Raw genomic sequence first — 25,115 nt, 5'->3', positions numbered from 1 at the left:
TTTGGCAGCGATCTGCTCGGGCGAGCACTTCAGTTCCAGCAGCGCCCTGACCTCGGCCCACAGGAGACCAGTGTGGTGGAGTTTGCGCGACGGCCAGGCTTCGCGGCGCACCCGTCTGGCCCGCTTGCCGGCGCGCTTTGCGTCATAGCCGCCAGCGATGCGGGGGCGACCCATGACGCATTGCCCGGCTTCGCTTTGCCACTCATTGCGGCGCAGCTCGCGCGAGATCGTGCTCGGCGCTCTGCCCAGTGCACTGGCAATCGAGCGCATGCTGCAGAACTGCAGCTTCATGGCCATCACCACGCCGCGCTCTTCAGCATTCAATTGTTGATAGGTTCTTGTCATGCAACTCCTCCGGATTCGTAGTGTTGCACTTGCGATTTGAATCCGCCGTGACTTTCTTTTTTGCCAGAAAAGAAAGTTACCCCCCGCCGGGAAGGCGCTCACCCCTCAAACCACCGAAGAACCCACCCAAAGCCCAACAATATAAGCAGAAAACAGAAAACGCAGCAATCAAACCGCAGGCGTTAGCAGCAGCAATTATTTACATCAAATATGCCTCTTGCGCTCGCCTGGCAAGCACGAGCAGCTATAAATTCCGTAGCAAACACTGCCAGATGCGCAAACTTTGACTGCATGCTATCTTTTATATAGCTGAAAACACCCGTGTCTGTTGCGCAAAGTGCCTTTTTGGTTACTCATCTGCGTGCCCCGGCGGCCTGAAAGCCAGGGCCGGGGCATGCAGGCGTTCAGAATTTCCAGAGCAGTGACGCCTTGATGCCATGGTCGCTCAGCTGGCTGGCGGCCTGGCCGACGTAGGAAACGCCCAGCGTCAGGTTGCGGCTGACAGCAAAGTCGATGCCGCCTTCCAGCACCAGCGCGTTCTTTGCGATCGGAACGCCTGCCACGGCAAAGCCGGGCTGGCCCGCCAGTGCCAGGGTGGAGGTCGGCGCCGCGTCGCCAAAAGCATGGCGCCAGCCGACCAGTCCGCGAAGGCGCGTCTGGTTGCCCGGCATGCCGGCGCTGGTGCTGCCGCGCAGGCCCAGCGTGCTGTAGGTGACGTGCGTGCTGCTGCTGGCGCCGCTGAGCGCGGCAACGCCGCCGGCTTCGGTGAAGCCATCGGTGCTCAGCCTGACATGCGCCAGGCCGGCAAAGGGTTCGAGTGAACCGTTCGCCGTGGGCATCTTCCAGCCCAGTTCGCCAAAGGCCTGGGTGGTCTTGACATCGTACTTCGCAGCGGTCTGGCCGCTGAATCCCGGAAACGCAACATCCCGGCGGGTATCGGCCTCGCCCGTGCTGTAGGTCGCGCCGGCGCGCAGCCCAAGCTGGCCCCATTGCTTGCCGCCATAGACGCCGACATGGTAGGTGTCGCTTTTTGCCCACGAAGGGCGGTCATCAAGCGTCACACGGCTGTGGCTGTAGCCGCCGAGCACGCCCAGGCGCCAGTCGTCGTCCACGCGGGTGTCCGCACCCAGCAAGATGCCTCGGGTGGACCGCTCGACGGACGACGCGTTGCCGTCTGCGTCGCTGCTGCCCCACGAGCCAAAGGCCTGCACCCACCCGCCGCTGCCGGATGCTGCGGCGCCGTCGGCGGCCGTGGCGGCTGGCGTGTCGAAGGCCTCGCGCAGGCGGCGCAGGCTGGCGTCGCGCACGAAGCGGCTGTCTTCAAAAGCCGCCGACTTCAACGATGCATGCACTTCGCCGGAAAGGCTGTCGAAGGCAGACCGGGCATCGGCGGCGCTCAGCTGCACGACAGGGGTGTACAGCGGGCCGCTGCCCAGTGCGGCAACCGCGTCCGCCGCCGCGCGCTGGTTGGGCGTTTGCGCAATGTCCTGGAAGCGCACGTCGTTGCGCTGCAGGCGCAGCGTCACATTCTGGGGGCTGTAGGTCAGGAAGGGTTCGAGAAAGGCCATGTCGGTGGTCGCGGCGCCGAACTGCCCTGACACGCCGCCGTTGGCCGCAAGGATGGAATAGCTGGTGCTCGGCTGGAAGTTTCCGCTGGCCAGCACCGACACGCCGCCGCCCTGCAGCGTGGCCACGCCGTTCACGCGCAACTGGTCGCTGCGGCCATCGGACGCAGCGTTCAGCCGGTAGGCGGAGCCTTGCGCCAGCGTGAGGTTGCCGGCCACGTTCAGCGTGCCGATGGCGTTGCCGCCCGGTGCGACGGCCGCGCCGGACTGCATCACGGTGTTGCCGACCGAGCCGGTGCCGGCCAGCGTGGCGCCGTTGCCCACGGTCAGCGAACCGCCCAGCGAGCCGTTGACCGCCAGCGTCCCGGCGGCCACCTGCGTGCTGCCTGCAAAGGCCGCGCTGTTGCCGCCGAGTGCCAGTGCGCCTGCGCCTGTCTTGGTAACGCGCCCCGAGCCGGACAGGACGTTGTTCAGTACACCGTCGCTCGCCTGGTGAATCACCAGCGCGGCGTTGTTGGCAATGGCGCCGCTGCCAAAGCTGGCAGCGCTGCCAGCCAGTGTTCCGGCCTGCACGGAGGTGCCGCCCGAATAGGTATTCACGCCCGAAAGCGTGGTGGTTCCCGTGCCGCGCTGCTGCACGCTGCCGGTGCCCGAGATCGCGCCGCCAAAAACGCTGGCGTCGGAGCGGTTGAACGCCAGCGTTCCATTGTTGGCCACATCGCCGGCGATGGCGCCGGTCGTTCCGCCGTTGCCCAGTGCCAGCGTGCCTGCGGTGATCGTCGTGCCGCCGGTGTAGGTGCTCAAACCCGTGAGCGTCGTCGTGCCGGTGCCGCGCTGCTGCACGCTGCCGGTGCCCGAGATTGCGCCGTTGAATACAGTGGCATCAGAGCGGTTGAACGCCAGCGTTCCGCCGTTGGCGACATCGCCGGCGATGGCGCCGGTCGTTCCGCCGTTGCCCAGTGCCAGCGTGCCTGCGGTGATCGTCGTGCCGCCGGTGTAGGTGCTCAAACCCGTGAGCGTCGTCGTGCCGGTGCCGCGCTGCTGCACGCTTCCGGTGCCCGAGATCGCGCCGCCAAAGATGCTGGCATCGGCGCGGTTGAACGCCAGCGTTCCATTGTTGGCCACGTCGCCGGCGATGGCGCCGGTCGTTCCGCCGTTGCCCAGCGCCAGCGTGCCTGCAGTGATCGTCGTGCCGCCGGTGTAGGTGCTCAAACCCGTGAGCGTCGTCGTGCCGGTGCCGCGCTGCTGCACGCTGCCGGTGCCCGAGATCGCGCCGCCAAAGACGCTGGCGTCGGAACGGTTGAACGCCAGCGTTCCATTGTTGGCGACATCGCCGGCGATGGCGCCGGTCGTTCCGCCGTTGCCCAGCGCCAGCGTGCCTGCAGTGATCGTCGTGCCGCCGGTGTAGGTGCTCAAGCCCGTGAGCGTCGTCGTGCCGGTGCCGCGCTGCTGCACGCTTCCGGTGCCCGAGATCGCGCCGCCAAAGATGCTGGCATCGGCGCGGTTGAACGCCAGCGTTCCATTGTTGGCCACGTCGCCGGCGATGGCGCCGGTCGTTCCGCCGTTGCCCAGCGCCAGCGTGCCTGCGGTGATCGTCGTGCCGCCGGTGTAGGTGCTCAAACCCGTGAGCGTCGTCGTGCCGGTGCCGCGCTGCTGCACGCTGCCGGTGCCCGAGATCGCGCCGCCAAAGACGCTGGCGTCGGAACGGTTGAACGCCAGCGTTCCATTGTTGGCGACATCGCCGGCGATGGCGCCGGTCGTTCCGCCGTTGCCCAGCGCCAGCGTGCCTGCAGTGATCGTCGTGCCGCCGGTGTAGGTGCTCAAACCCGTGAGCGTCGTCGTGCCGGTGCCGCGCTGCTGCACGCTGCCGTTGCCCGAGATTGCGCCGTTGAATACAGTGGCATCAGACCGGTTGAACGCCAGCGTTCCATTGTTGGCCACGTCGCCGGCGATGGCGCCGGTCGTTCCGCCGTTGCCCAGCGCCAGCGTGCCTGCAGTGATCGTCGTGCCGCCGGGGTAGGTGCTCAAACCCGTGAGCGTCGTCGTGCCGGTGCCGCGCTGCTGCACGCTTCCGGTGCCCGAGATCGCGCCGCCAAAGATGCTGGCATCGGCGCGGTTGAACGCCAGCGTTCCATTGTTGGCCACGTCGCCGGCGATGGCGCCGGTCGTTCCGCCGTTGCCCAGCGCCAGCGTGCCTGCAGTGATCGTCGTGCCGCCGGTGTAGGTGCTCAAACCCGTGAGCGTCGTCGTGCCGGTGCCGCGCTGCTGCACGCTGCCGGTGCCCGAGATCGCGCCGCCAAAGACGCTGGCGTCGGAACGGTTGAACGCCAGCGTTCCATTGTTGGCGACATCGCCGGCGATGGCGCCGGTCGTTCCGCCGTTGCCCAGCGCCAGCGTGCCTGCAGTGATCGTCGTGCCGCCGGTGTAGGTGCTCAAACCCGTGAGCGTCGTCGTGCCGGTGCCGCGCTGCTGCACGCTGCCGTTGCCCGAGATTGCGCCGTTGAATACAGTGGCATCAGACCGGTTGAACGCCAGCGTTCCATTGTTGGCCACGTCGCCGGCGATGGCGCCGGTCGTTCCGCCGTTGCCCAGCGCCAGCGTGCCTGCGGTGATCGTCGTGCCGCCGGTGTAGGTGTTGGAGCCCGTGAGCGTCGTCGTGCCAGTGCCGCGCTGCTGCACGCTGCCAGTGCCCGAGATCGCGCCGTTGAATACAGTGGCATCAGAGCGGTTGAACGCCAGCGTTCCATTGTTGGCCACGTCGCCGACGATGGCGCCGATCGTCCCGCCATTGCCCAGTTCCAGCGTGCCTGCAGTGATGGCCGTGCCGCCGGTGTAGGTGTTGTCTGCTGCAAACGTTGTGGTTCCGGTTCCGCGCTGCACCATGCTGCCGCTGCCTGAGATTGCGCCTTCGAAAAGGACGGCATCGGAACTATTGAACACCAGTCTTCCGTTATTGACCACATCGCCTGCGATGTAGCTGCTGGTTCCGCCGTTGCCCAGTTCCAGCGTGCCTGCGGTGATGGCTGTGCCGCCGGTGTAGGCGTTGTCGGCCGTAAAAATGAGCGTGCCTTCTCCGGCCTTGGTGAGTCCTCCGAGGCCCGATATCACGCCATTGGCCGTGTACGTGGTGCCGGCATCGGTCTGCAGTGTGCCGCCATCACCCAGAACCATGGCGCGGCTGGTAGCGATGTCGGCCGTGCTGCGCAGCGTGCCGCCGTCCAGGGTCAGCACGCCGGCTGCGTCGCCAAGGCTCGCGTCCGACGAGACGGCCAGCGTGCCGGAAAGGATCTGCCAGGGCGTGAGCGCCGTGGTGGCGCCGGTCAGCGTCCAGGTGCTGGTGTCGATTTTCTGGAATCCGGCAAAGCCCCTGTACTGGCCGGACGGGCCGATCAGCGCGGTGTCGAAGCTGGCGTCGGTGCTGCCGGACAGTCCCAGCGTGTCGCCGGAGGCGCTGCCCACCACATTGCCTTCGATGACCGACGTGGAAAGCAGCCCGAGCCAGTTGTTGTTGCCCGTGAAGCGAATGGCGTCGGCACGGCTCAGGCCATCGCCCGACAGGCCGCCGCGCACGGTGCCGCCGTTTTCGATGGAGGCGCCGCCGGTGGCTGTCACGCCCACGCCGCCGGCTGACGTGGCCGGGTTGCCAGAGCCAATCAGGCCCGGGCCGCCGCCGCGCCCGCCCTCAATGCTTCCCTCATTGAGGAGCGTGCCCGGCGCGGCCAGCAGCACGCCGGTGCCCCCGGCACCCCCCGCGCCGCGTGTGGCACCGCTGCCGCCTGTGCCGCCCTGGCCGCCCCGAATGCTTCCGGTGTTGTACAGCACCACGCCATCGACCGCACTGCTCAGGCCGGCGCCGCCGCTTCCCCCGCTTCCGCCACGCAGCAAGCCCGAACCGCCGGTGCCGCCGCCGCCGCCCGTGAGCACGCCGGAGTGGGTGCCGTTGCCGCTTGCCTGCACGGCGGCGGAGCCTGCCGCGCCATTCACGCCAGTAAAGAGGCCATTCGCGCCGTTCGCGCCCGGGGTGCCGGTGATGGTTCCGGAGGTGTCCTGCGCCCAGGCGCTGGTGCCCGCCAGGGTCGCCAGCGCGATCAGGCAGGCGCTGGCCAGGCGTGTCCTGCGCGGCGCGCCGGTTTCGCCGCCGGTGGCCGATACCGCCTTGCGGCTGCCTTTGGCCACCTCGGACACGGCCTGGCAGGCGCCGGTGGAATGGTTCAGAACGAGGCTGTAAATTTGATTCATGGTGCGGACCTTTCAGTCGTTGAAGGCGAAGTCTTCATCACGTTGCGCTGCCTCGACGCTTCAAAACCCGTGGGGCGGGCGGCTGGCGCGTGTCGAGTCAGGGAACGTTTTCTTCATGATTTTTCATCCCGCTACTTCTAGCGATGGATGCAATTATTGAAACCGCTGGTGACAGTTGCAATGAGCCGCTTGGACTAATCCCCCGGCCTGGAATTTGTGCTTCGCCTTGAGGTGGGGGCGGTTGCGGCTGCTGTCGGGCGAAGGCCAGGGGCGTCCACCCGGCCTCGGGCTGCTGGCCGCAACGATTGAATATGTAACGGCGGCAGCCGTCAGCCGGGGATGCGCCGGGCCGGCTTTTTGAAAGGCGATAGCCTGTTCAGGCGCTGCAGCCGAGCAGGATCCGAACCAGGGCCGCAGGCTCGCTGACCATCGGGTCATGGCCGGTTTGAAGCTCGACATACTGCGCCTTGGGCAGCCAGGCGCCATTCCAGAACAGCGGGTCACGGGCGCGCAATCGGCTCGGCTCGATCGTCGCCAGCGCGGGCTGCGTGCAGCTGACAAAGGTGCGCGGCACGGCGGCGACGCGCTGCGCGTCGAACTGCAGCGGCGCCTGGTAGGTGTTGCCGGGGTGCGGCGTCTGGCGGCGCCCGACCCATTCGCGGTCAGCGTCTGTCAAGCCGAAGACCTCCGGGTCGGGCGGCGGAAAGCTGAAATGCCGCGACGCCTGGGCAGCGGCCAAGCGCTGCTGCTGGGTGGCGCTTGATTGCGTGCTGCTCCAGCTTTCGCCGGGCTTGGGCAGCACCGCATCGACATACACCAGGTGCTTGAGGCGCTGATCCAGCCGGTCGGCCACCGCCGTGCCGATCATGCCGGCGTAGGAATGCACGGCGAGCACCACGTCCAGCAATTCTTCGGCCTCGATCAGCTTGAGCACGTCGTCGATGTGCGTGTCGAGCGTGATGGCGGGCGACAGCAGGTGCGCGCGCTCGCCCAGGCCGGTCAGCGTGACCGCATGCACGCGGTGGCCCTGCTGTTGCAGCGCCTTTGTCACGCGCTGCCAGCACCAGCCGCCGTGCCACGCGCCATGCACCAGGACAAAGTTGGCCATTCAAGTCACCTGTGTGTTTTTCAGTTCCAGCAGTTGCGCTTCAGAATAGTTCAGCACCTCGCGCAGCACTTCGTCGGTGTGCTGGCCCAGCAGCGGCGGCGGCAGGCCGCCCCGGCCGGGTTCGCGCACCGGCGTGGCGCTGAGCTTGATCGGGCTGGACACCAGCCGCAGATCGTTCTTGAACGGATGCTGCCAGTGCGTGACCATGTCGCGCGCGGCGATCTGCGGGTCGGCAAACACCTCGGCCAGGTTGTTGATCGCGCCGCACGGCACCTTGGCCGCCTCCAGCGCGGCCAGCCAGTCGGCTTTGGTGCGCAGCTTCATGACGCTTTCCAGAATCGGCACCAGCTGGGCGCGGTTCTGCACCCGGTCGCGGTTGCGGGCGAACAGCGGGTTCACGCCGAGTTCGGGAATGTTGGCAACCTGGCAGAACTTGAGGTACTGGGAGTCGTTGCCCACCGCCAGGATGAGGTGGTCCTTGCTGCCGTCGGGCGCGGGCGCGACTTCGAACACCTGGTAGGGAACGATGTTCTGGTGCGCATTGCCGACGCGATGCGGCACCTTGCCGCTGACCAGGTAGTTGGCGCCCAGGTTGGCCAGCATGGCAACCTGCGTGTCGAGCAGTGCCATGTCCACCTGCTGGCCTTCGCCGGTCTTCTCGGCATGGCGCAGCGCGGCCAGAATGCCGACGGTGGCGTACATGCCGGTCATCAAATCGGCCACGGCGACACCGACTTTTTGCGGCCCGCCGCCCAGGTCGTCACGCTCGCCGGTCACGCTCATCAGCCCGCCCATGCCCTGGATGGCGTAGTCGTAGCCGGCGCGCTCGGCATAAGGCCCGTTCTGGCCGAAACCGGTGACCGAGCAGTACACCAGGCGCGGGTTCAAGGCCTTCAGCGACGCGTAGTCGAGGCCGTAGCGCGCCATGTCGCCGACCTTGAAGTTCTCGACGAACACGTCGCAGTGCAGGACCAGTTCGCGGATCAGCGCCTGGCCGGCGGGCCGGGCAATGTCGCAGGTCACCGAACGCTTGTTGCGGTTGGCGCCCAGGTAATAGGCGGCTTCATGCGTTTCCGCGCCGTCGTCGTTTTTCAGGAAGGGCGGCCCCCAGGTGCGGGTGTCGTCGCCACTGCCGGGGCGCTCGATCTTGATGACGTCGGCCCCCAGGTCGGCCAGCGTCTGGGTACACCACGGGCCCGCGAGGACGCGGGACAAATCGAGAATGCGGATGCCTTGGAGAGAGTTCATGGCCTTATTTTGCCTGCGTATCAAGGCAAATTGACAAGCTATTTTTTTGATAGCTGTGAACGCTTTGGAGGCAAGCGCAAACGGCCTTTTTGACTGTAAAGTTCACGGCCTGGGCGGCACCGTGCTCCGGTCCACATAGGGCCGCGCCTGCAGCAGCGCGATGCGCCCGCCCACCGTGGCCCATTCGATGTCCTGGTCCACGCCGCCAAACAGCTGCTTGACGGCCGCGCCGACGCCGGCCAGGCGCAAGACCAGCGCGTCGTTCAGCACGACGCGGCCGACCTCGACCGGGACTTCCTTCACGCCGCCGCCCGCGTCCAGCTGCAGCGCGGTGTTGTCGGCCGATCGGCTGAGCACCTGGATGGCCTTGGACCAGCTCGAATACATGACCTGCTCGGCCACGCGCTGGCCCTCGACCACCCGGATGCCGATGCCGCGCTTGGCCGAGATGTAGGTGACATGCCATCCGGTGGCGGTGAACGGGTCGCGGGTGATCATCACGCCGGCGTTGGCGGCGTCGATGGCGGCCTGGACGAAAACGCCCATCATCACCGCGTCGGTGCGAAAGTGCGCCGCGCTGCGCGCTTCCCAGGCTTCAAAGTTGAACACCGATGCCCAGACGGTTTTCACCGCGCGCTCCAGCGCCTCGCCGGTCAGCACGTTTGGCACGGTGGTGTAGAGCCCGGCGCCGTTGAAGCCCGGCAAATCCTCGGAATTGGACGAGCTGCGCACGAACACGCCCTGGCCGCCCAGCTGGCTTTGCCAGCGCGCCTGCCATTCGGCGGCCATCGCCCTGTCAACCGGCCACTGGACGATGTCGCCGCGCAGACTGGCCAGCGCCTCCTTGCGGATTTTCGGGTCGGTCCTGAAGCCCGGCAGCTGCTGCATGCGCGCCACCCGGTCGGCCAGATGATGGGCGCGCATGAAGCGGTCGTAATGCGAAAAGGGGATGCAGAAGCCGTCAGGAACAAACGTGCCCGGAATACCCGCGACCTGCAAGGCGCCCAGGTTGGCCGCCTTGGCGCCGCATTGCGCGCTGTGCCGGGGCCGCAGGGCGACCAGCGGCCACAGGCGGGTCTCCACCAGATCAGGCTTGGCGGTTTGTGCAATTCCTTGACGGCTCAACTTTGTTTGGCGCTGCTGCCAGGCTGCAATTTCCGGCTCCGCCAGCCGGCGCAGCTGGTAGCCCGACGCCGTCACCTTCAGTTCGACCCATTGCCCTTCATGTGGGCGCAGCAGGCCGGCCGCGTCACGCAGATAGGCATTCGGAATGCCCCAGCCCTTGGCCAGCAGATTGACATGCGACAGCACGGTCGATGCGCGCTCGGTCAGCACGCCGGCGACGGGCGGAAGGCTCAGCGGAACCTGCCGGAGCACGGCAATGTCGTCGGGCCGCAGCGTGTCCGTGTCGTCGGCTTTCTCCACGATGCGCAGCCGGCCGGTGGCCGTGCCCGGGTTGAGCGCCATGAAGGGCTGGTGCCGAATCAGCGCTTCCTGGGTCACGAAGGCCAGGCCCATCTTCTGCGCGAGGCGCTCGTGCAGCGTCGAGCTGGTCTTGAGCTGGAGCGGCGCGAAAAAGCTGGCCTTGAGCAGCTGGTCGGCCTGGCGCAGCAGCGGCTCGGTCAGCTGGTCGCCTTCCCAGAATTCGTAGGTGAATGAAGCAATGTCCGGCTGCCAGCTGACCGTGCCGAACAGGAAGCGGCGGTCTGGCCGCAGGTAGTTGCTTTTGATGGCCTGCTCGTCGGCGCGCGGCATCAGGCCGGCCTGGCGGACAAAATGCTCGTGCAGGCCAAAGCGCGGCGTGTTGAGGTAGTGCATGCGCGCCGGCGTCGGCAGCCGGTCGATGGCAAACATCACATGCGGCAGCGCCATCGCGCTTCCCGGGTTGTGGACACGGGCCAGCGCATCGAATTCGGACTGGCTGCGCAGCGCGGGCAGCGAATCGGGCGCGCGGACTGGCGCCTGGCTGGCATGCGGCACTGGCTGGGCATGCACGCCAGTCGTCATGCACAGCCCGGCCAGCAGCAGCAAGAGCGGGATGGCGGATTTCATGGCGTGGATGGCTTCGCTTGGGTGAAAGCAAAAGCGCAGTTTAGGGCGAACCTTGGCGGCTTTCAATCAGCACTACATCGCAGCCTGTTGCCGGTCATGCAGCATTTTGCTACTTAATTAATAGCTATAAATGCAAGCCAGTCGTGCGGAAATAGCATTTTTACTTAAAAATACGTAGCTATTAACGCTTGCGGTTTCTGTTCTTTGGCTTTGGGTGGGTTCTTCTGTGGTTTGAGGGGTGAGCGCCTTCCCGGCGGGGGGGTGACTTTCTTTTTTGCCAGAAAAGAAAGTTACCCCCCGCCGGGAAGGCGCTCCAAGCCTGAAAACCCAAAAGAAGCAAGCAAAAAATAGGAGAGCGCAACCCCGAGCCGGCCGTGTCAGTACTGCTTGTACGGCAGAAACTTGCCCGACAGCACCACGTTGACGCGGTCGCCCTTGGGGTCGGGCTGGCGCACGATGTCCATGGAAAAATCAATCGCGCTCATGATGCCGTCGCCGAATTCCTCATGGATCAGCTCCTTGATGGTGGTGCCGTAGACGCTGACGATCTCGTACCAGCGGTAGATCAGCGGGTCGGTCGGCACGGCGCTGGCCAAGGAGCCTTTGTACGGCACGACCTGCAGCCATTTGCGCTCTTCCTCGCTCAGGCCGAAGATGTCGCCGACGATGGCCGCCTGTGCCGTGTCAAACGTCATCTGGCCGAGGCAGCCGGCCGTGACCCATTCCTTGCTAAGGCCGACGGCCTTGGCCACCGATTCCCAGGTGATGCCCTGGCTGACCTTGACGGTGATGATTTTTTCAGTGATGTCGTTGCGGTTCATGTTGGCTTTCGGCAGGGTTGAAGGAATGGCCAGGCTGCGAGCAAACATCGTGCCCGGCACGGGACCGTTCCGTTTGCCTGTAAAGTGCAGGGCCTGCTGGTGGGCAGCAGTTTTTGACAAGGCCAGGACGCGCTTGATGTTCCGATTCTCGATTTTGGTGAATGCCGCTCTGGCCGCCTTGCTGGCGCTGGCCGCCTGCAGCCCGGCGCTCAACTGGCGCGAAGTCCGTCCTGAAGGCACGCGGCTGAACCTGCTGCTGCCCTGCAAGCCCGACAAGGCGCAAAAGGTCGTTCCGCTGGGCGGGAAGCCGACGTCGCTGGCGATGCTGGGCTGCGACGCCGATGGCGCGACCTTTGCCGTCGCCGTCGCCGATGTGGGCGACGCCGCGCAGGCCGCTTCGGTGCTGGCGCTGTGGCAGGACCTGGCGCTGGCCAACATGAAGGCCGCGCCCGTCAGCCGCCAGCCGCTGCCCCTGAAGGTTCCCGGCGCATCGCCCGGCACGCCCGCCACGCGGTTGCAGGCGCAGGGGCAGCGCGCCGATGGCACTGCCGTGAGCGGGCAGGCCGCTTATTTTGCGCAGGGCTCGCAATTGTTCCAGGTGGTGATGTATGCGCCGCAGATCGCGCCCGAGGTGGCGGAAACGTTTTTTTCCAGCCTGAAGTTTGAATGACACCGTGACGTCCAAAGATGCAGTCCCCCTGCCGGAGCGGCTGGGCGCCCGCGCGGCAACGCTGGTTTTTCTGGCGTTTGCCGGGGCCTATTTCTTCTCGACGCTGCTGCGCTCCATCACCGCCACGCTCGCGCCGGTGCTGACGCAGGAGTTTTCGCTTCAGGCGCGGGATCTGGGCTTGCTGGCGGGTGGTTATTTCCTGGGTTTTGCCGCTGTCCAGCTGCCGCTGGGCACCTGGCTGGACCGCCATGGCCCCAGGCGCGTCATTTTGTGGTTCCTGAGCCTGGCGGTGGTCGGCTGCCTGGCGTTTTCAGCCGCCGGCAGTTTTGCCGGGCTGCTGACCGCGCGCGTGTTGCTGGGCATGGGCGTGGGCGCGTGCCTGATGGCCGCGCTGACCGGCTACCGCCGCTGGTTTGACCCGGCCACGCTGCTGCGCGCCAATTCATGGATGCTGATGACCGGCTCGCTCGGCATGCTGGCCTCGACGCTGCCGGTGCAGTGGCTGATGCCGCTGACCGGCTGGCGCGCCCTGTTCTGGCTGCTGGCGGGGCTGATTCTGGTGTCGATGGCGGCGATAGCCTGGGTCGTCCCGCGCTGGCGGGCCACTGCGCCGCCGGCGCCCCCGGGCTTGCCGCCATGGCCTGCCATTCCCGAGGAAGCCGGTTATGCGCCCATCTGGCGCAGCCGCTATTTCCACAAGATGGCGCCGCTGGCTTTCTTCCACTACGGCGGCATGGTCGCCATCCAGACGCTGTGGGCCGGGCCGTGGATGGTGCGGGTGTCCGGCCGCACCGCGCTGGAATCGGCCACCGGCCTTTTCTGGATCAATGCCAGCATGCTGGTGACCTTCTGGGGCTGGGGCATGGTCAACCCCCACCTTGCCCGCCGTGGCTGGTCGGCCGCGCGCCTGATCGCCTGGGGGATTCCGCTCAGCCTGGCGGTGCTGGCCTTCAATATCCTGGCCGGCAGCGCCACCGGCTGGCTGGGCTGGGCACTGTTTTGCATGACATCGAGCGTCATGGGGCTGGCGCAGCCGGCCGTCGGCATGTCGTTTCGGGCCGGGCTGGCCGGGCGCGCGCTGTCGGCCTTCAACCTGGTCATCTTTGCCGGCGTGTTTGTCGCCCAGTGGGGCCTGGGGCTGCTGATTGACGGTTTTGCCGCCATGGGCCTGGCGCAGGTCGCCAGCTTCCAGGCGGCCATGGCAGTCTATTTGTGTTGCGGTATCGCTGCGTATGGCTACTTTGTCACTGTCAAAGCTGATAATTGAGCGCAATGAACGGCATTCTCATCATCGCCCATGCCCCGCTGGCCTCCGCCTTCCTGCAGTGCGTTCGCCATGTCTTTCCAGACAGCGATGCCGGCGTGGCGGCGTTCGACGTGCAGCCCCAGACACCGCCCGAGGAAACGCTGGCGCAGGCCAGCCTGGTGCTCAAGCAGCTTGGCCTGCCGCAGGCGCTGGTGCTGACCGATATTTTTGGCGCAACGCCCTGCAACGTCGCGCAAAAGCTGGCCGACGGCATCAACACCAAGCTGGTGACCGGCATGAACCTGCCCATGCTGCTGCGCGCCGTGTGCTACCGCCACGAAGCGCTCGACACGCTGGTGGCGCGCGCGCTGGCCGGCGCCAGCCAGGGCGTGATGCAGGTGGCCGTGACCGCCCCGCAAAACCAAGTACAAAGAATCAATGATCAAGACCCGCACGACCATCAGCAATAAGCTGGGCCTGCATGCCAGAGCTTCCGCCAAATTCACCAAGCTCGCCGGCAGTTTCCGCAGCGAGGTCTGGATGAGCAAGGGCGAACGCCGCGTCAATGCCAAGAGCATCATGGGCGTGATGATGCTGGCCGCCGGCATCGGCAGCAGCGTCGAGATCGAAACCCAGGGCGAGGACGAGCAGGCCGCCATGGATGCCTTGCTGGCGCTGGTGGCGGACAAATTCGGCGAAGGGGAGTAAATGTGACCCCCACGCTTGCCACTTCGTGTGCTGCGCTGCCCCCCGGGGGGGCCGCTGCGCCTGCGGCCCGGCAAAGCCGGTTCCGCGGCCCTGACTGGCAACGACTAGCCCCCACGCTTGTCGCTTCGCGTACTGCGCTGCCCCCCGGGGGGGCCGCTGCGCCTGCAGCCCGGCAAAGCCGGTTCTGCGGCCCTGGCTTGCATCAAACCACTGCGCTTACTTCTTCGCCGTCACGCTTCTTACACCGTCCGGCGCTTCGTTCGGGAGCCTCTGAATGACGTTTTCCGTCCACGGCCTGGCGGTGTCGCGCGGTGTCGCCATTGGCCGTGCGGTGCTGGTGGCGTCGAGCCGGGCCGATGTCAGCCATTACTTCATCGACCCGGCGACCACCAATGACGAGATTGCGCGCGTCAGGTTGTCGCGCAATGCGGTCATGGAAGAGATCATGCGCCTGCAGCATGACCTGCCCAAGGACGCGCCGCATGAAATCGCCGCGCTGCTCGACGTGCATTTAATGCTGCTGCAGGACGAAATGCTGATCAGCGGCGTGAAGCACTGGATCACCGAGCGCCATTACAACGCCGAATGGGCGCTGACCACGCAGTACGAGCTGATTGCGCGCCAGTTCGACGAGATGGAGGACGCCTACCTGCGCGAGCGCAAGGCCGACCTGGAACAGGTCGTCGAGCGCATCCTGTGCCACATGAAAGGCTCGGCCTCGCCGCTGCAGGCGGCCCGCCAGGGCGCTGCGCGGGCCGGCAGCAGCCGCCGGCAGTCGCAGCAGGACCTGCTGCTCGACGACACGCTCGATGTGCCGCTGGTGCTGGTGGCGCACGACATTTCGCCGGCCGACATGCTGCAGTTCAAGCAGAGCCTGTTCGCCGGCTTTGCCACCGACGTGGGCGGCCGCACCTCGCACACCGCCATCGTCGCGCGCAGCATGGACATTCCGGCGGTGGTCGGCGCGCGCAGCGCCAGCCAGCTGATCAAGCAGGACGACTGGGTGATCATCGACGGCGATGCCGGCGTGCTGATCGTCGATCCCTCGCCCATCATCCTGGCCGAATACGGCTTCAAGCAGCGCCAGGGCGAACTCGAACGCCAGCGGCTCAACCGCCTGCGCCACACCCCGGCGCTGACGATGGACGGCCAGCGCATCGAGTTGCTGGCCAACATCGAAATGCCCGACGACACGCTGGGCGCGGTCGAGGCCGGCGCGGTCGGCGTGGGGCTGTTTCGCAGCGAATTCCTGTTCATGGGCCGCAATGGCAAGCTGCCCGACGAGAACGAGCAGTACCTGGCCTACCGCAAGGCCATCGAAGGCATGCAGGGCATGCCGGTGACCATCCGCACCGTCGATATCGGCTCCGACAAGCCGCTGGACCGGCCGACCGCCAAATCGCAGGAGGGCCACCTGAACCCGGCGCTCGGGCTGCGCGCCATCCGCTGGAGCCTGGCCGATCCGCCGATGTTTTTGACGCAGCTGCGTGCCATTTTGCGCGCCGCCGCCCACGGCCAGGTCAACCTGCTGGTGCCCATGCTGGCCCATGCCAGCGAAATCCGCCAGACGCTCGACCTAATCAACCAGGCGCGCGCGCAGCTCGACAAACGCGGTTTTGTCTACGGCCCGGTGCGGCTGGGCGCGATGATCGAGATTCCGGCGGCGGCGCTGACCGTGCCGGTGTTCCTCAAGTATTTTGATTTCCTGTCGATCGGCACCAACGACCTGACGCAGTACACGCTGGCCATCGACCGTTCCGACGAGGCCGTCGCGCACCTGTACGACCCCTGCCATCCGGCGGTGCTGCGGCTGGTGGCCGACACGATTGCCGAATGCAATGCCCAGGGCAAGGGCGTCAGCGTCTGCGGCGAGATGGCCGGCGACGTACACATGACGCGGCTGTTGCTCGGCTTGGGGCTGCGCAGCTTTTCCATGCATCCGTCGCAGATCCTGTCGGTCAAGCAGCAGGTGCTGCGCGCGGACGCCGCAAAGCTCAGGCTGTGGGCGCAGGAAGTGCTGAACAGCGAAGACCCCTCGGTGATGCTGCAGGCCAGCTGACGGCGCAGGCACTGTTCAGGCGCTGATTTGCTATTGAAAAAATAGCTGCATACGCACGTGCAGTAAGCGCAAGAGCGCTAAAGGGCTTGAATTGTGCGCGCTGAAGCCATTTTCCTGCAGGCTGGCGGGCCACGCCGCCATCACCGGGTCCGTGTGCCCAGCAGCGCCGCCCCCAGGATCATCACCGCCGACAGTCCAATGCTCCAGCTCAGCGGCCGGCCGCTGACCAGCATCAGCAGCGCGGTCGAGCCCAGCGGCGTGAGGTAGCTCAGGATGCCGATCTGCCGCGCATCGCCCAGCTTGAGCGCCTTGTCCCAGAGGAAAAACGCGCCGCCCAGCGGCCCCAGCCCCATCACCGCCAGCAGCAGCCAGTCGTGCGCGGACAGCATGACCTGCGCCTCCAGCACCCAGTGGCACCCCAGCGACAGCAGGCCCGAGACCCCACCGAACAGGCCGATGGCCGCCGTCGGAAATGGCTTGACGCGCTGGGTCAGCAGCGAGTAGCTGGCCCAGATGAAGGCCGACGCCAGCGCCGGAACAAAACCCCAGGACCAGCCGCCCGCCACGCCCTGGCTGGCACCCAGAATGGCAATCGCCGCGCCGCCAAACCCGAGCAGCGCCGCCACCACATGCAGCGCGCGCAGCCTGAGCCCGACCAGCAGCAGCGGCGCCAGCACCACCATCAGCAGCGGCCACAGGTAGTTGACCAGGTTCGCCTCGACCGGCGGCGCATGGCGCAGGGCGATGAACAGCAGGAAGTGGTAGCCGAACAGGCCGCAAACGCCAAGCACCAGCGTGCCGGGCGGAATCTGCCAGGCCCGCCGGTCCTTCAGCACGAAAGGCAGCGCCAGCAGGCTGCCCATGAGCAGGGCAATGCCGGTCAGCAGAAACGGGGGGATGTGCTTGAGCGCGACACCGAGGGTGGCAAGGGAAACCCAGAGCGCGATGGCGCCCAGTGCATACAAGTTGGCAGGCATGGGCCGCAAGCATAGTGGCGTTTTGAATGCTGACTCACCGCGAAACGCCTTATTTTTGGCACCGCAAGCGCAGGCAAACCCTGGCGCGGACCGTAGATCGCAGGTTACATGTTGTAGCCAGCTTCACGCTTCAGCCACGCCGCAGACACCCCGCTGGCATGTGCCGGGGCTGAAATGAAGCAGCACAAGCGTTTGCGACGCTGCCGGCACCAGCATCCTGTCGCAAGCGGACCCTGTGGATGTTCAGGAGAAACCCATGAAAATACTTGCAGCGATCGTGCTGGTACTGACCAGCCTGACCGGTTGTGTTGCCTACCCGGTCCCCTACGGCAATGGTCAGCCCGATGGCTACTACGGCGGCGGGCATCACCGGGGTGGCGACCGTGACGGCGACGGCGTGCGCAACCGGGACGACCGGCGTCCGAACAATCCCAACCGGTATTAAAAAGCCGCAGGCCCGTTATGCAGCGGGCTTGTCGGACACGCCGGCAGCATGCGCCTGCTCGTCGGCGTGGTAGCTTGAGCGCACCATCGCGCCGACGGCGGCGTGGCTGAAGCCCATCTCGTAGGCTTTCGCTTCAAACATCTTGAAGGTGTCCGGATGCACATAACGGCGCACCGGCAAATGCGACATCGAGGGCGCGAGGTACTGGCCAATCGTCAGCATGTTGATGCCGTGGTCGCGCATGTCCTGCATGACCTGCAGGATTTCCTCGTCGGTCTCGCCCAGGCCGACCATGATGCCGCTCTTGGTCGGCACGTTGGGGTGCAGCGCCTTGAATTTCTTCAGCAGGTTCAGGCTGAACTGGTAGTCGCTGCCGGGGCGCGCTTCCTTGTACAGGCGCGGCGCGGTTTCCAGGTTGTGGTTCATCACGTCGGGCGGCGAGGCCTTCAAAATCTCCAGCGCGCGGTCGTCGCGGCCCCGGAAATCGGGCACCAGCACTTCAATCGTCGTGCCGGGCGAGAGTTCGCGGATGCGCTGGATGCATTCCACAAAATGGCCGCTGCCGCCGTCACGCAAGTCATCGCGGTCCACGCTGGTGATGACGACGTATTTGAGCTTCAAGGCGGCAATCGTGCGCGCCAGGTTCATCGGCTCGTCCGCATCCAGCGGATCGGGCCGGCCGTGACCGACGTCGCAAAACGGGCAGCGGCGCGTGCATTTGTCGCCCATGATCATGAAGGTCGCCGTGCCCTTGCCGAAGCATTCGCCGATGTTCGGGCAGCTCGCTTCCTCGCACACCGTGTTGAGCTTGTTCTCGCGCAGGATCTGCTTGATCTCGTAGAAGCGGGTGCTCGGGCTGCCGGCCTTGACGCGAATCCAGTCGGGCTTTTTCAGGATTTCACCGGGCACCACCTTGACGGGAATGCGCGACAGCTTGGCGGCGGCTTTTTGCTTGGCCAGCGGGTTGTAGGTTTCCAGGCTCTGGACTTCGCGGACGACTTCGGGTGTGCTCATGGTGTGTGGTGGTTTGGGTGGGGGCGGGGCGAAAGGTCAGGGCGCCAGGCGGGTGGCGAGCTGTTGGCCCAGCACCTCTGCCGCTTCCTGCCAGCTGGCCGAAACGCCGATTGTAGAAAGGTCCGTGGTTTTCAGGTTTGCGTAACCGCAAGGGTTGATGCGCGAGAAGGGTTCGAGGTCCATCGCCACGTTCAGCGCCACGCCGTGGTAGGTGCAGTGCCGGCTGACCTTGATGCCCAGCGCGGCAATCTTGCCCAAGCCGCGAAACGGGTCGGCCGGATGCGCCGGGCCGGACAATGCGGCATGTGAAAACGGATCGTCGAGCCGCACGTAAATGCCGGGCGAGCCCGCGACGCGGTGGCCGGTCACGCCGAAATGCGCCAGCGTGCGGATCACCGACTCCTCAATGCGATAGACATATTCCTTGACGAAATAACCGGCCCGCTTCAGGTCGATCAGTGGATAGACCACCACCTGGCCGGGGCCGTGGAAGGTCACCTGGCCGCCCCGGTTGGTCTGCACCACCGGAATCTCGCCGGGGTTCAGGATATGGTCGGCTTTGCCCGCCAGCCCTTGCGTATAGACCGCAGGGTGCTCGCAAATCCATAGCGAATCGGGCGTGGCATCATCGCGCGCGGCGGTGAAGTCCTGCATCGCCTGGTAGGTGGGCAGGTAGGCCACGCGGCCGAGTTGCTGTGATTGCATGGGTTTGTTCAAAAGTGGGTATGGCGCCGAAGACTCATGCGCCGCAGCATTTCTTGTATTTTTTGCCGCTGCCGCAAGGGCAGGGGTCGTTGCGGCCGACCTTGCGGGCTTCGCGCAATGCAGGCGCGGGCGCATGCTTGTGGAGCTTCCAGAAGCTTCGGATGTTGTAGATGGACAGGGACAGCAAGGCCAGAAGACCGGTTGTTTCGTCAATCTGCAGCTCGGGCTTCTCAAGGTTGTAGCCTTGCGCGAACAGCGCAATCGGCCCGAGCAGGTCAAAGTTCTTGCGGTCGTTCGTCAGGGTTTCCCATTGCGGGTGGTCCAGCATGGCGAGCCGAAAGCCTTCGGCCCAGTCCTTGCATACCCAGTCGCCCTGGCGGATTCCGTCGGCGTCGATCTGGTACGGGGTAATGCGTTTGCTGTCGTCCACTTCGCTGGTCAATGGCAGGAACAGCTTGTCGGGCGTGAGGTCGTGCAGCGGCACCGCCGTGGCCACTGTGATGTCGCGGTGCCGGTGCAGCAGCAATTGCAGTAGGCGGTGCTGGCGCTCGGAATCGTCGCAAATTGCCAGCGTGGGCTGGCCAAAAATCGCCGCCATCCATTCGTGGGCGGGCACCGGCACGGGGCCGACGACGCAGGCGGTGAGGTAGCCGTCGGCCATCTCGGCCGACATCGTGGTATTTGGCAGGCTGTCGTCGTCAAACAGCGCGAACAGTTCGTCGCACTCGGCCTCGCTCAAGGGCTGGTGTGGGCTTTGATGCGGCAGCGGGTGGCGCAGGAGGTAGTCGGAAAAGTCGTTCATGCGGGTAGAAGAAAAAAAGGGGTGCAGGGCCAGCCCGTAGCGTAACGCGCGCAGGGCCAGTTCAAAAGGCCCGCCGGTTCAGCACCTTGGCGGTGGTCAGCGATAACTTCCCTGCGTCATTCCCGCGAAGGCGGGAATCCAGACTCGTTTGAGCGTTCAATCCGGGTTGCTGGACTCCCGCCTTCGCGGCAATGACGGGCGCGCGCAGTTTTTATTGGCCAGATGCCTAAAGCACGACCTTGACCATTGGGTGCGTGGACAGCGTGCGGTACAGCTCGTCGAGCTGCTCGCGGCTGGTGGCCGTCACGGTGATCGTCACGCCCAGGTACTTGCCGCCCTTGCTTTCGCGCAGCTCGATGGTCGAGGCGTCAAACGTCGGGTCGAACTGATGGGCGATATGCGTCACCGCGTGGACATAGCCCTCGGCCTTGATGCCCATGACCTTGATCGGGAACAGCGACGGGTATTCGATCAGCGAATCCTTGCGGGCTTCGGCGTCGGGCGGGGTTGCGGGTCTGTTGTCTGGCGCGTGGCCGTTGTCGTTCTCAGCGCTCATGTCGATGGCTCCTGTTTGGCTTGGCTGTAGGCTGCGTACAGTTTGGCATAGACCGGGCCGGGCTGGCCGTTGCCGACCGGCTGGCCGTCCAGCAGGGTGATGGGCAAAATTTCCTTGGTGGCCGACGACAGCAGCAGCTCGTCGGCGGCCAGCACCTCGGCCCGGCTGATGGGGCGCAACTCGAAGCCGATGCCGGCGGCGCGGCAGATTTCTTCAATCAGGCCATAGCGGATGCCCTCTAACACCAGATGGTCCTTGGGCGGCCCCATCACGGTGCCGTTCTTGACGACCCAGACGTTGCTGGCCGCCGCTTCGCTCAGGTGGTCGCCCCGGAACATGACGGTCTCCAGCGCGCCGGCGTCGAAACTGATTTGGCGCGAGAACACCGCGCCCAGCAGGCTGGTGCTCTTGATGTGCGCCTTTTCCCAGCGGAAGTCGCCCGCGCTGACGCAGGCCACGCCTTGCGCGCGCTGCGCTTCGCTGGGCAGTTTCATCGGGTTGACCATGATGAACACGGTGGGCGTGAGGCCGGGCAGCATCGGGTGGTCGCGCATGGCCACGCCCCGGGTCACCTGGATGTAGATCAGTTGATTGCCTTTTTGCGTGTCTGCGCCCGTGGACAGGGCATAGTCTGCTATTAATTTTAGTGCCGTGTCACGCCACTGGTCGTGTGTCAGCGGATTGGCGATGCGCAGTTCGGCCAGGCTGCGGTCCAGCCGCGCCATGTGCTGCTCGAAGCGAAACAGCCTGCCCGCATAGGCCGGCACGACTTCATAGACGCCATCGCCAAAGATGAAGCCGCGATCGAGCACGCTGATCTTGGCGTCGCGCAGCGTGCTGAAGTCGCCGTTGAGGTAGCACGGGGTGTCGGGCAATGCGTTGGCGGCGGATAGGGTCATGGGGTGTGGCTGCAGGCAGCGGTTGGGGTCAGGAAAGTGACGAAGGCAGAAGTTATTTCAGCAGGCTGGCGGTGCGGCTGCGGCGCGGGGGGTGTTCTGCCTGCGCCAGCGCTTGACGCCGACGCGCACGCGCCAGGCGAGCTTGACGACCAGGTAGCCGGTCAATGCGCCGCAGAGCGCAAAAATGCCCATGCCCAGCATGGCCGGCGCGCCGAACGAGCCCAGCCAGGCCAGCAGCCCCGCGCCGTCGGCCAGCGGAACCGGCGGCGGCGCGTCCAGCACCAGGCTGCCCAGTTGGTAGGCGAGCCAGAGCCAGAAGCCGATGGTGAACGGGTTGGTTACCAGCGTCATGCCGGCAGCGACCGGGATATTGGCGCGCCACCAGACGCAGTTCAGGGTGGCCAGCGCAAACTGCGCCACGGGCACGGCAAAGGCCCAGAAAATCCCGATGGCGACGCCCCGCGCCACGGCTTCATGCTGCGCGTGCCACAACTGGCGGTCGAGCAGGCGGTGCGCCACGGGCTTGAGCCAGGGATGGGCGGCAAGTGTCTCGCGGCAGGGCAATGCGCTGCGAAGGCGGCTGAAAAGGCCAGCTGGCCGCCAGTTGCCGGGGGCGCTTGTCGGGGGCTGGTCGGCATTCATGAGGATGCGTTCAAAGCGGCAGGCGATGGCCTTGCAGCGCGCTGCAGTCTGGTTCGCTGATGCATCAGGCGAGAAAATATACAGCGGCGATGGCCAGTACGCCAAGCGCCAGGTTGACCGTGGCGAGCGTGGCAATCTGCCCGACGCGCCGGCCGCCTTCGGGCCAGTTGGCCGCGCTGACGGCGTGTTTGAGCCGGCGGAAAGGTCCGAAATACAGGTGGCCGAACAGCGCAAACATCACCAGGCCAATCCCCAGCATGGCGTGCCATCCGGCCGGTGCGTTCTTCATGCCCACGCCCAGCAGCATCGCCAGGCCAGACAACAGCAGCACCACGATCGTCACCCAGACCAGCTTGAAAAAGCGCTGCAGCGTTTGCGCAATCAGGGGCAACCGCTGCGGCGGCGCGAGGAGTTCGGCCGCTGCAGGGCGCAGCGCAAACAGCATGAAACTGATTCCCCCGAGCCAGGCGATGGCGGCAAGAACATGCAGGAATTTCATCAACGCTGGCATCGGCAGTCTTTCATTAGAATGGGGCGCCATTGTGGTTAATGCACCCGGGCCTGATCATAAAGCGCCCGTGAAACCGCGCCAATCCAGAGCACGCGCATGGCTATTGGTAAATGGCAGGGGTTTCTACGTATAATCAGAGGCTTTGCTGAGATTGGGGCTCGTAACCTTCATGTAATTTGTGAGGAACACAATGGCAGATCCAGCGGCGACATGCCCCGGCCACCCTGAAGCCCCTGCCCTGAAAAGTACTGTGGTTGCAGGCAAGCCGTACGAGGCAGAAGAGACAGATGAGGCGCAAGACGAAGGGTTCAAGCCCCTGACGCACGAAGAAGCCAAAAAGGTTCGGGAATTGAACCCCCCGTTTTCCTTGTGGTCGGTGTGGGCAGGTCAGGTCGGGGTGGGAATCGTGGTGGCGGCACTGGCTTGGCTGGTGACGGGCCAGGCGCGCATGGGCTGGTCGGCTGGCTACGGCGCGCTGGCGGTGATTGTTCCTGCGGCGCTGTTTGCCCGGGGCCTGTCGCGTCAAAAATCGGCAATGCATGGAAATGCGGCGCTGGCCGGATTTTTTGTCTGGGAAATGGTCAAGATTGCCTTGACGGTGGCGATGCTGTTCGCCGCGCCAAGGCTGGTTGAAGGATTGAATTGGCTGGCTTTGCTGGCGGGTTTCGTGGTGACGATGAAGGTGTACTGGGTGGCCATGTGGTTCGGCCCGGCGCGCAAAAAATCGATCAATAATTTTTGAAGAACTGACGAATTGGTGACTTATGTCTGCTGCTGAAAACGCTGGAATACATGCCCCGACGTCTGGAGAGTACATCCAGCACCACCTGCAGCATTTGCAGACAAATTTTTCATTGGAAAGCGTCAAGCAAAGCAGCATTGTCGATTTCAGCCTGTTCAACCTCGACTCGCTGATCTATTCGGTTTTACTGGGCGTCATCGGCTGCTTCTTCCTGTGGCGCGCGGCCCGCAAGGCCACCTCAGGCGTTCCCGGCCGTTTCCAGGCTGCGGTTGAAATCCTGTCGGAAATGGTTGACAGCCAGGCCAAGGGCGTGATTCACAACGCCAAGAGCCGCAAACTGGTGTCGCCGCTGGCGCTCACCGTGTTCGTCTGGATTTTCATGATGAACGCCATGGACATGCTGCCGGTCGATGCCATTCCCCGAATCTGGGCCATGTTGTATGGCGCCGCAGGACACGACCCCGAACATGCCTACATGCGCGTCGTGCCCACGGCCGACCTGTCCACCACCCTCGGCCTGTCCGTCAGCGTGCTGCTGGTCTGCCTGGTGTACAACATCAAGATCAAGGGTATCGGCGGCTGGTCGCACGAGCTCATTGCGGCGCCGTTTGGCGACCACTGGTTTTTGTATCCGGTCAACTTCCTGATGCAAATGATTGAATTCACCGCCAAGACCGTCTCGCACGGCATGCGGCTGTTCGGCAACATGTTTGCCGGCGAACTCGTCTTCATGCTGATCGCCCTGATGGGTGGCGTGTGGGCCTGGCAGTTCAACCCACTCACGGGTATGTTCTGGCTGGGATTCGGGCATGTTGTCGCCGGAACCGTGTGGAGCATCTTCCACATCCTGGTGATCACGCTGCAAGCCTTCATCTTCATGATGTTGACGTTGATTTACGTGGGGCAGGCCCACGATTCACACTAGGCCTTTCTGCCTGACGGCGGTTGGCTTTTTCTTTCCCTTTTCTTTTTACCTTTCCTCTCATCTTTGGAGCAATCATGGAAAACATTCTCGGACTCGTCGCTTTGGCTTGTGGTTTGATCGTCGGTCTCGGTGCTATTGGTGCCTCTATCGGCATCGCCCTGATGGGCGGCAAATTCCTGGAAGCCTCGGCTCGCCAGCCTGAACTCATGAACGACCTGCAAACCAAAATGTTCATTTTGGCCGGTCTGATCGACGCTGCTTTCCTGATCGGCGTTGCCATCGCCCTGCTGTTCGCATTTGCCAATCCTTTTGTCCTGCGTTAATTTTTCGGCCATCCCTGGTACGTTCGATAAGGAATAAGCCGTGAACATTAACTCCACCCTGTTCCTGCAGGCTGTCGTTTTTGCGATCCTGGTCTGGTTCACGATGAAGTTCGTGTGGCCACCAATCACAAAAGCGCTGGACGAGCGGGCCTCGAAAATTTCTGACGGCCTCGCTGCCGCTGATAAAGCCAAGTCCGAACTCTCTACCGCCAACAAGCGTGTAGAGGCCGAACTGGCCACGTCGCGTACCGAGACCGCTGCCCGTCTGGCCGATGCCGACCGCCGGGGCCAAGGCATCGTCGAGGAAGCCAAGGCCCGTGCGGTCGAGGAAGCCAACAAGATCATTGCGGCAGCCCAGGCTGAAGCCGCTCAACAAACGGTCAAGGCCAGAGAGGCTCTGCGCGAGCAGGTCGCCCTGCTGGCAGTCAAGGGCGCCGAGCAGATTCTCCGCAAGGAAGTCAATGCCGGGGTTCATGCCGAGTTGCTGAGCCGCCTGAAAACCGAGCTGTAGGC

At 64.9% G+C, this 25,115-nt stretch carries 24 protein-coding genes; 10 read left to right on the top strand and 14 right to left on the bottom strand.

Annotated elements, in window-relative coordinates:
* The 6 genes from EC86_RS29945 to cynS all read right to left on the bottom strand — a co-directional run.
* The coding region (locus tag EC86_RS29945) for a helix-turn-helix domain-containing protein (RefSeq protein WP_232229904.1) at positions 1-345 on the bottom strand (345 nt) is incomplete at its 3' end.
* Positions 346-749: 404 nt separating this feature from the next.
* Complete coding sequence (locus tag EC86_RS0115000; RefSeq protein ID WP_051675944.1) at positions 750-6,149, bottom strand: autotransporter-associated beta strand repeat-containing protein; 5,400 nt, start codon at positions 6,147-6,149, stop codon at positions 750-752.
* Between the two features lie 376 nt (positions 6,150-6,525).
* Entirely contained in the window at positions 6,526-7,257 is a 732-nt protein-coding gene (locus EC86_RS0114995) for an alpha/beta fold hydrolase (protein ID WP_029526532.1), read from the bottom strand.
* Positions 7,258-8,505 (bottom strand): CaiB/BaiF CoA transferase family protein, encoded by a 1,248-nt coding sequence (locus tag EC86_RS0114990; protein ID WP_029526531.1) that lies wholly within the window; start codon positions 8,503-8,505, stop codon positions 7,258-7,260.
* Positions 8,506-8,607: 102 nt separating this feature from the next.
* Positions 8,608-10,557 carry a PEP/pyruvate-binding domain-containing protein gene (locus EC86_RS0114985; RefSeq protein ID WP_084181374.1) on the bottom strand — a complete coding sequence of 650 codons (1,950 nt, stop codon included), beginning with the start codon at positions 10,555-10,557 and terminating at the stop codon, positions 8,608-8,610.
* 377 nt (positions 10,558-10,934) lie between these two features.
* Entirely contained in the window at positions 10,935-11,378 is a 444-nt protein-coding gene (gene cynS, locus EC86_RS0114980; protein ID WP_029526529.1) for a cyanase, read from the bottom strand.
* Positions 11,379-11,514: 136 nt separating this feature from the next.
* Here cynS and EC86_RS0114975 point away from each other — a divergent pair, with 136 nt between their 5' ends.
* From EC86_RS0114975 to ptsP, 5 genes are all read left to right on the top strand, one after another.
* Complete coding sequence (locus EC86_RS0114975) at positions 11,515-12,048, top strand: hypothetical protein (protein WP_029526528.1); 534 nt, start codon at positions 11,515-11,517, stop codon at positions 12,046-12,048.
* Positions 12,049-12,052: 4 nt separating this feature from the next.
* A complete protein-coding gene (locus EC86_RS0114970; RefSeq protein WP_029526527.1) occupies positions 12,053-13,315 on the top strand; it encodes an MFS transporter in 1,263 nt (420 codons plus the stop codon).
* A gap of 5 nt (positions 13,316-13,320) precedes the next feature.
* Positions 13,321-13,764 carry a PTS sugar transporter subunit IIA gene (locus tag EC86_RS0114965; protein WP_029526526.1) on the top strand — a complete coding sequence of 148 codons (444 nt, stop codon included), beginning with the start codon at positions 13,321-13,323 and terminating at the stop codon, positions 13,762-13,764.
* Positions 13,733-14,002: an HPr family phosphocarrier protein gene (locus EC86_RS0114960; RefSeq protein WP_029526525.1), complete on the top strand. Its 270-nt coding sequence runs from the start codon at positions 13,733-13,735 to the stop codon at positions 14,000-14,002. Before EC86_RS0114965 ends, EC86_RS0114960 begins: the two co-directional genes overlap by 32 nt.
* A 274-nt stretch (positions 14,003-14,276) precedes the next feature.
* Complete coding sequence (ptsP, locus tag EC86_RS0114955; protein ID WP_029526524.1) at positions 14,277-16,061, top strand: phosphoenolpyruvate--protein phosphotransferase; 1,785 nt, start codon at positions 14,277-14,279, stop codon at positions 16,059-16,061.
* 140 nt (positions 16,062-16,201) lie between these two features.
* Here ptsP and EC86_RS0114950 read toward each other — a convergent pair whose 3' ends face one another.
* Positions 16,202-17,038 (bottom strand): DMT family transporter, encoded by an 837-nt coding sequence (locus EC86_RS0114950; RefSeq protein WP_029526523.1) that lies wholly within the window; start codon positions 17,036-17,038, stop codon positions 16,202-16,204.
* A gap of 256 nt (positions 17,039-17,294) precedes the next feature.
* On the opposite strand from EC86_RS0114950, the gene EC86_RS0114945 reads away from it, so the two are divergent.
* A complete protein-coding gene (locus EC86_RS0114945) occupies positions 17,295-17,483 on the top strand; it encodes a hypothetical protein (protein ID WP_029526521.1) in 189 nt (62 codons plus the stop codon).
* 15 nt (positions 17,484-17,498) lie between these two features.
* Here EC86_RS0114945 and lipA read toward each other — a convergent pair whose 3' ends face one another.
* From lipA to EC86_RS0114910, 7 genes are all read right to left on the bottom strand, one after another.
* Positions 17,499-18,497, bottom strand: a complete 999-nt coding sequence (gene lipA, locus EC86_RS0114940) for a lipoyl synthase (protein ID WP_029526519.1) — start codon at positions 18,495-18,497, stop codon at positions 17,499-17,501.
* Between the two features lie 36 nt (positions 18,498-18,533).
* Positions 18,534-19,202 (bottom strand): lipoyl(octanoyl) transferase LipB, encoded by a 669-nt coding sequence (lipB, locus tag EC86_RS0114935; protein ID WP_029526517.1) that lies wholly within the window; start codon positions 19,200-19,202, stop codon positions 18,534-18,536.
* 34 nt (positions 19,203-19,236) lie between these two features.
* A complete protein-coding gene (locus EC86_RS0114930; protein WP_029526516.1) occupies positions 19,237-20,004 on the bottom strand; it encodes a YecA/YgfB family protein in 768 nt (255 codons plus the stop codon).
* Positions 20,005-20,230: 226 nt separating this feature from the next.
* Positions 20,231-20,560 (bottom strand): YbeD family protein, encoded by a 330-nt coding sequence (locus EC86_RS0114925; protein ID WP_029526515.1) that lies wholly within the window; start codon positions 20,558-20,560, stop codon positions 20,231-20,233.
* Positions 20,557-21,459, bottom strand: a complete 903-nt coding sequence (locus EC86_RS0114920; RefSeq protein WP_029526513.1) for a D-amino acid aminotransferase — start codon at positions 21,457-21,459, stop codon at positions 20,557-20,559. The genes EC86_RS0114925 and EC86_RS0114920 overlap by 4 nt, the downstream gene beginning before the upstream one ends.
* 57 nt (positions 21,460-21,516) lie before the next feature.
* The gene (locus EC86_RS26200; RefSeq protein WP_051676176.1) at positions 21,517-22,101 is read right to left on the bottom strand and encodes a DUF2062 domain-containing protein; all 585 of its coding nucleotides are present in this window, start codon (positions 22,099-22,101) and stop codon (positions 21,517-21,519) included.
* Between the two features lie 64 nt (positions 22,102-22,165).
* On the bottom strand, positions 22,166-22,612 hold the full coding sequence (locus tag EC86_RS0114910; RefSeq protein ID WP_029526510.1) for a DUF4149 domain-containing protein: 447 nt from the start codon (positions 22,610-22,612) through the stop codon (positions 22,166-22,168).
* Between the two features lie 190 nt (positions 22,613-22,802).
* Here EC86_RS0114910 and EC86_RS0114905 point away from each other — a divergent pair, with 190 nt between their 5' ends.
* The 4 genes from EC86_RS0114905 to EC86_RS0114890 all read left to right on the top strand — a co-directional run bounded on the left by EC86_RS0114905 (position 22,803) and on the right by EC86_RS0114890 (position 25,113).
* Complete coding sequence (locus EC86_RS0114905) at positions 22,803-23,354, top strand: ATP synthase subunit I (RefSeq protein ID WP_029526509.1); 552 nt, start codon at positions 22,803-22,805, stop codon at positions 23,352-23,354.
* 22 nt (positions 23,355-23,376) lie between these two features.
* Positions 23,377-24,279, top strand: coding sequence for a F0F1 ATP synthase subunit A (atpB, locus tag EC86_RS0114900; protein WP_029526508.1), 903 nt, complete (start codon positions 23,377-23,379; stop codon positions 24,277-24,279).
* Between the two features lie 74 nt (positions 24,280-24,353).
* The gene (gene atpE / locus EC86_RS0114895) at positions 24,354-24,602 is read left to right on the top strand and encodes a F0F1 ATP synthase subunit C (RefSeq protein ID WP_011799683.1); all 249 of its coding nucleotides are present in this window, start codon (positions 24,354-24,356) and stop codon (positions 24,600-24,602) included.
* Positions 24,603-24,642: 40 nt separating this feature from the next.
* Entirely contained in the window at positions 24,643-25,113 is a 471-nt protein-coding gene (locus tag EC86_RS0114890; RefSeq protein WP_029526507.1) for a F0F1 ATP synthase subunit B, read from the top strand.
* Positions 25,114-25,115: the final 2 nt, after the last annotated feature.

This window comes from Polaromonas glacialis, from assembly GCF_000709345.1.
GTDB lineage: Bacteria > Pseudomonadota > Gammaproteobacteria > Burkholderiales > Burkholderiaceae_C > Polaromonas > Polaromonas glacialis.
Note: the sequence above shows the minus strand (reverse complement) of the source record. Positions and strands in the feature narration are given on the sequence as shown.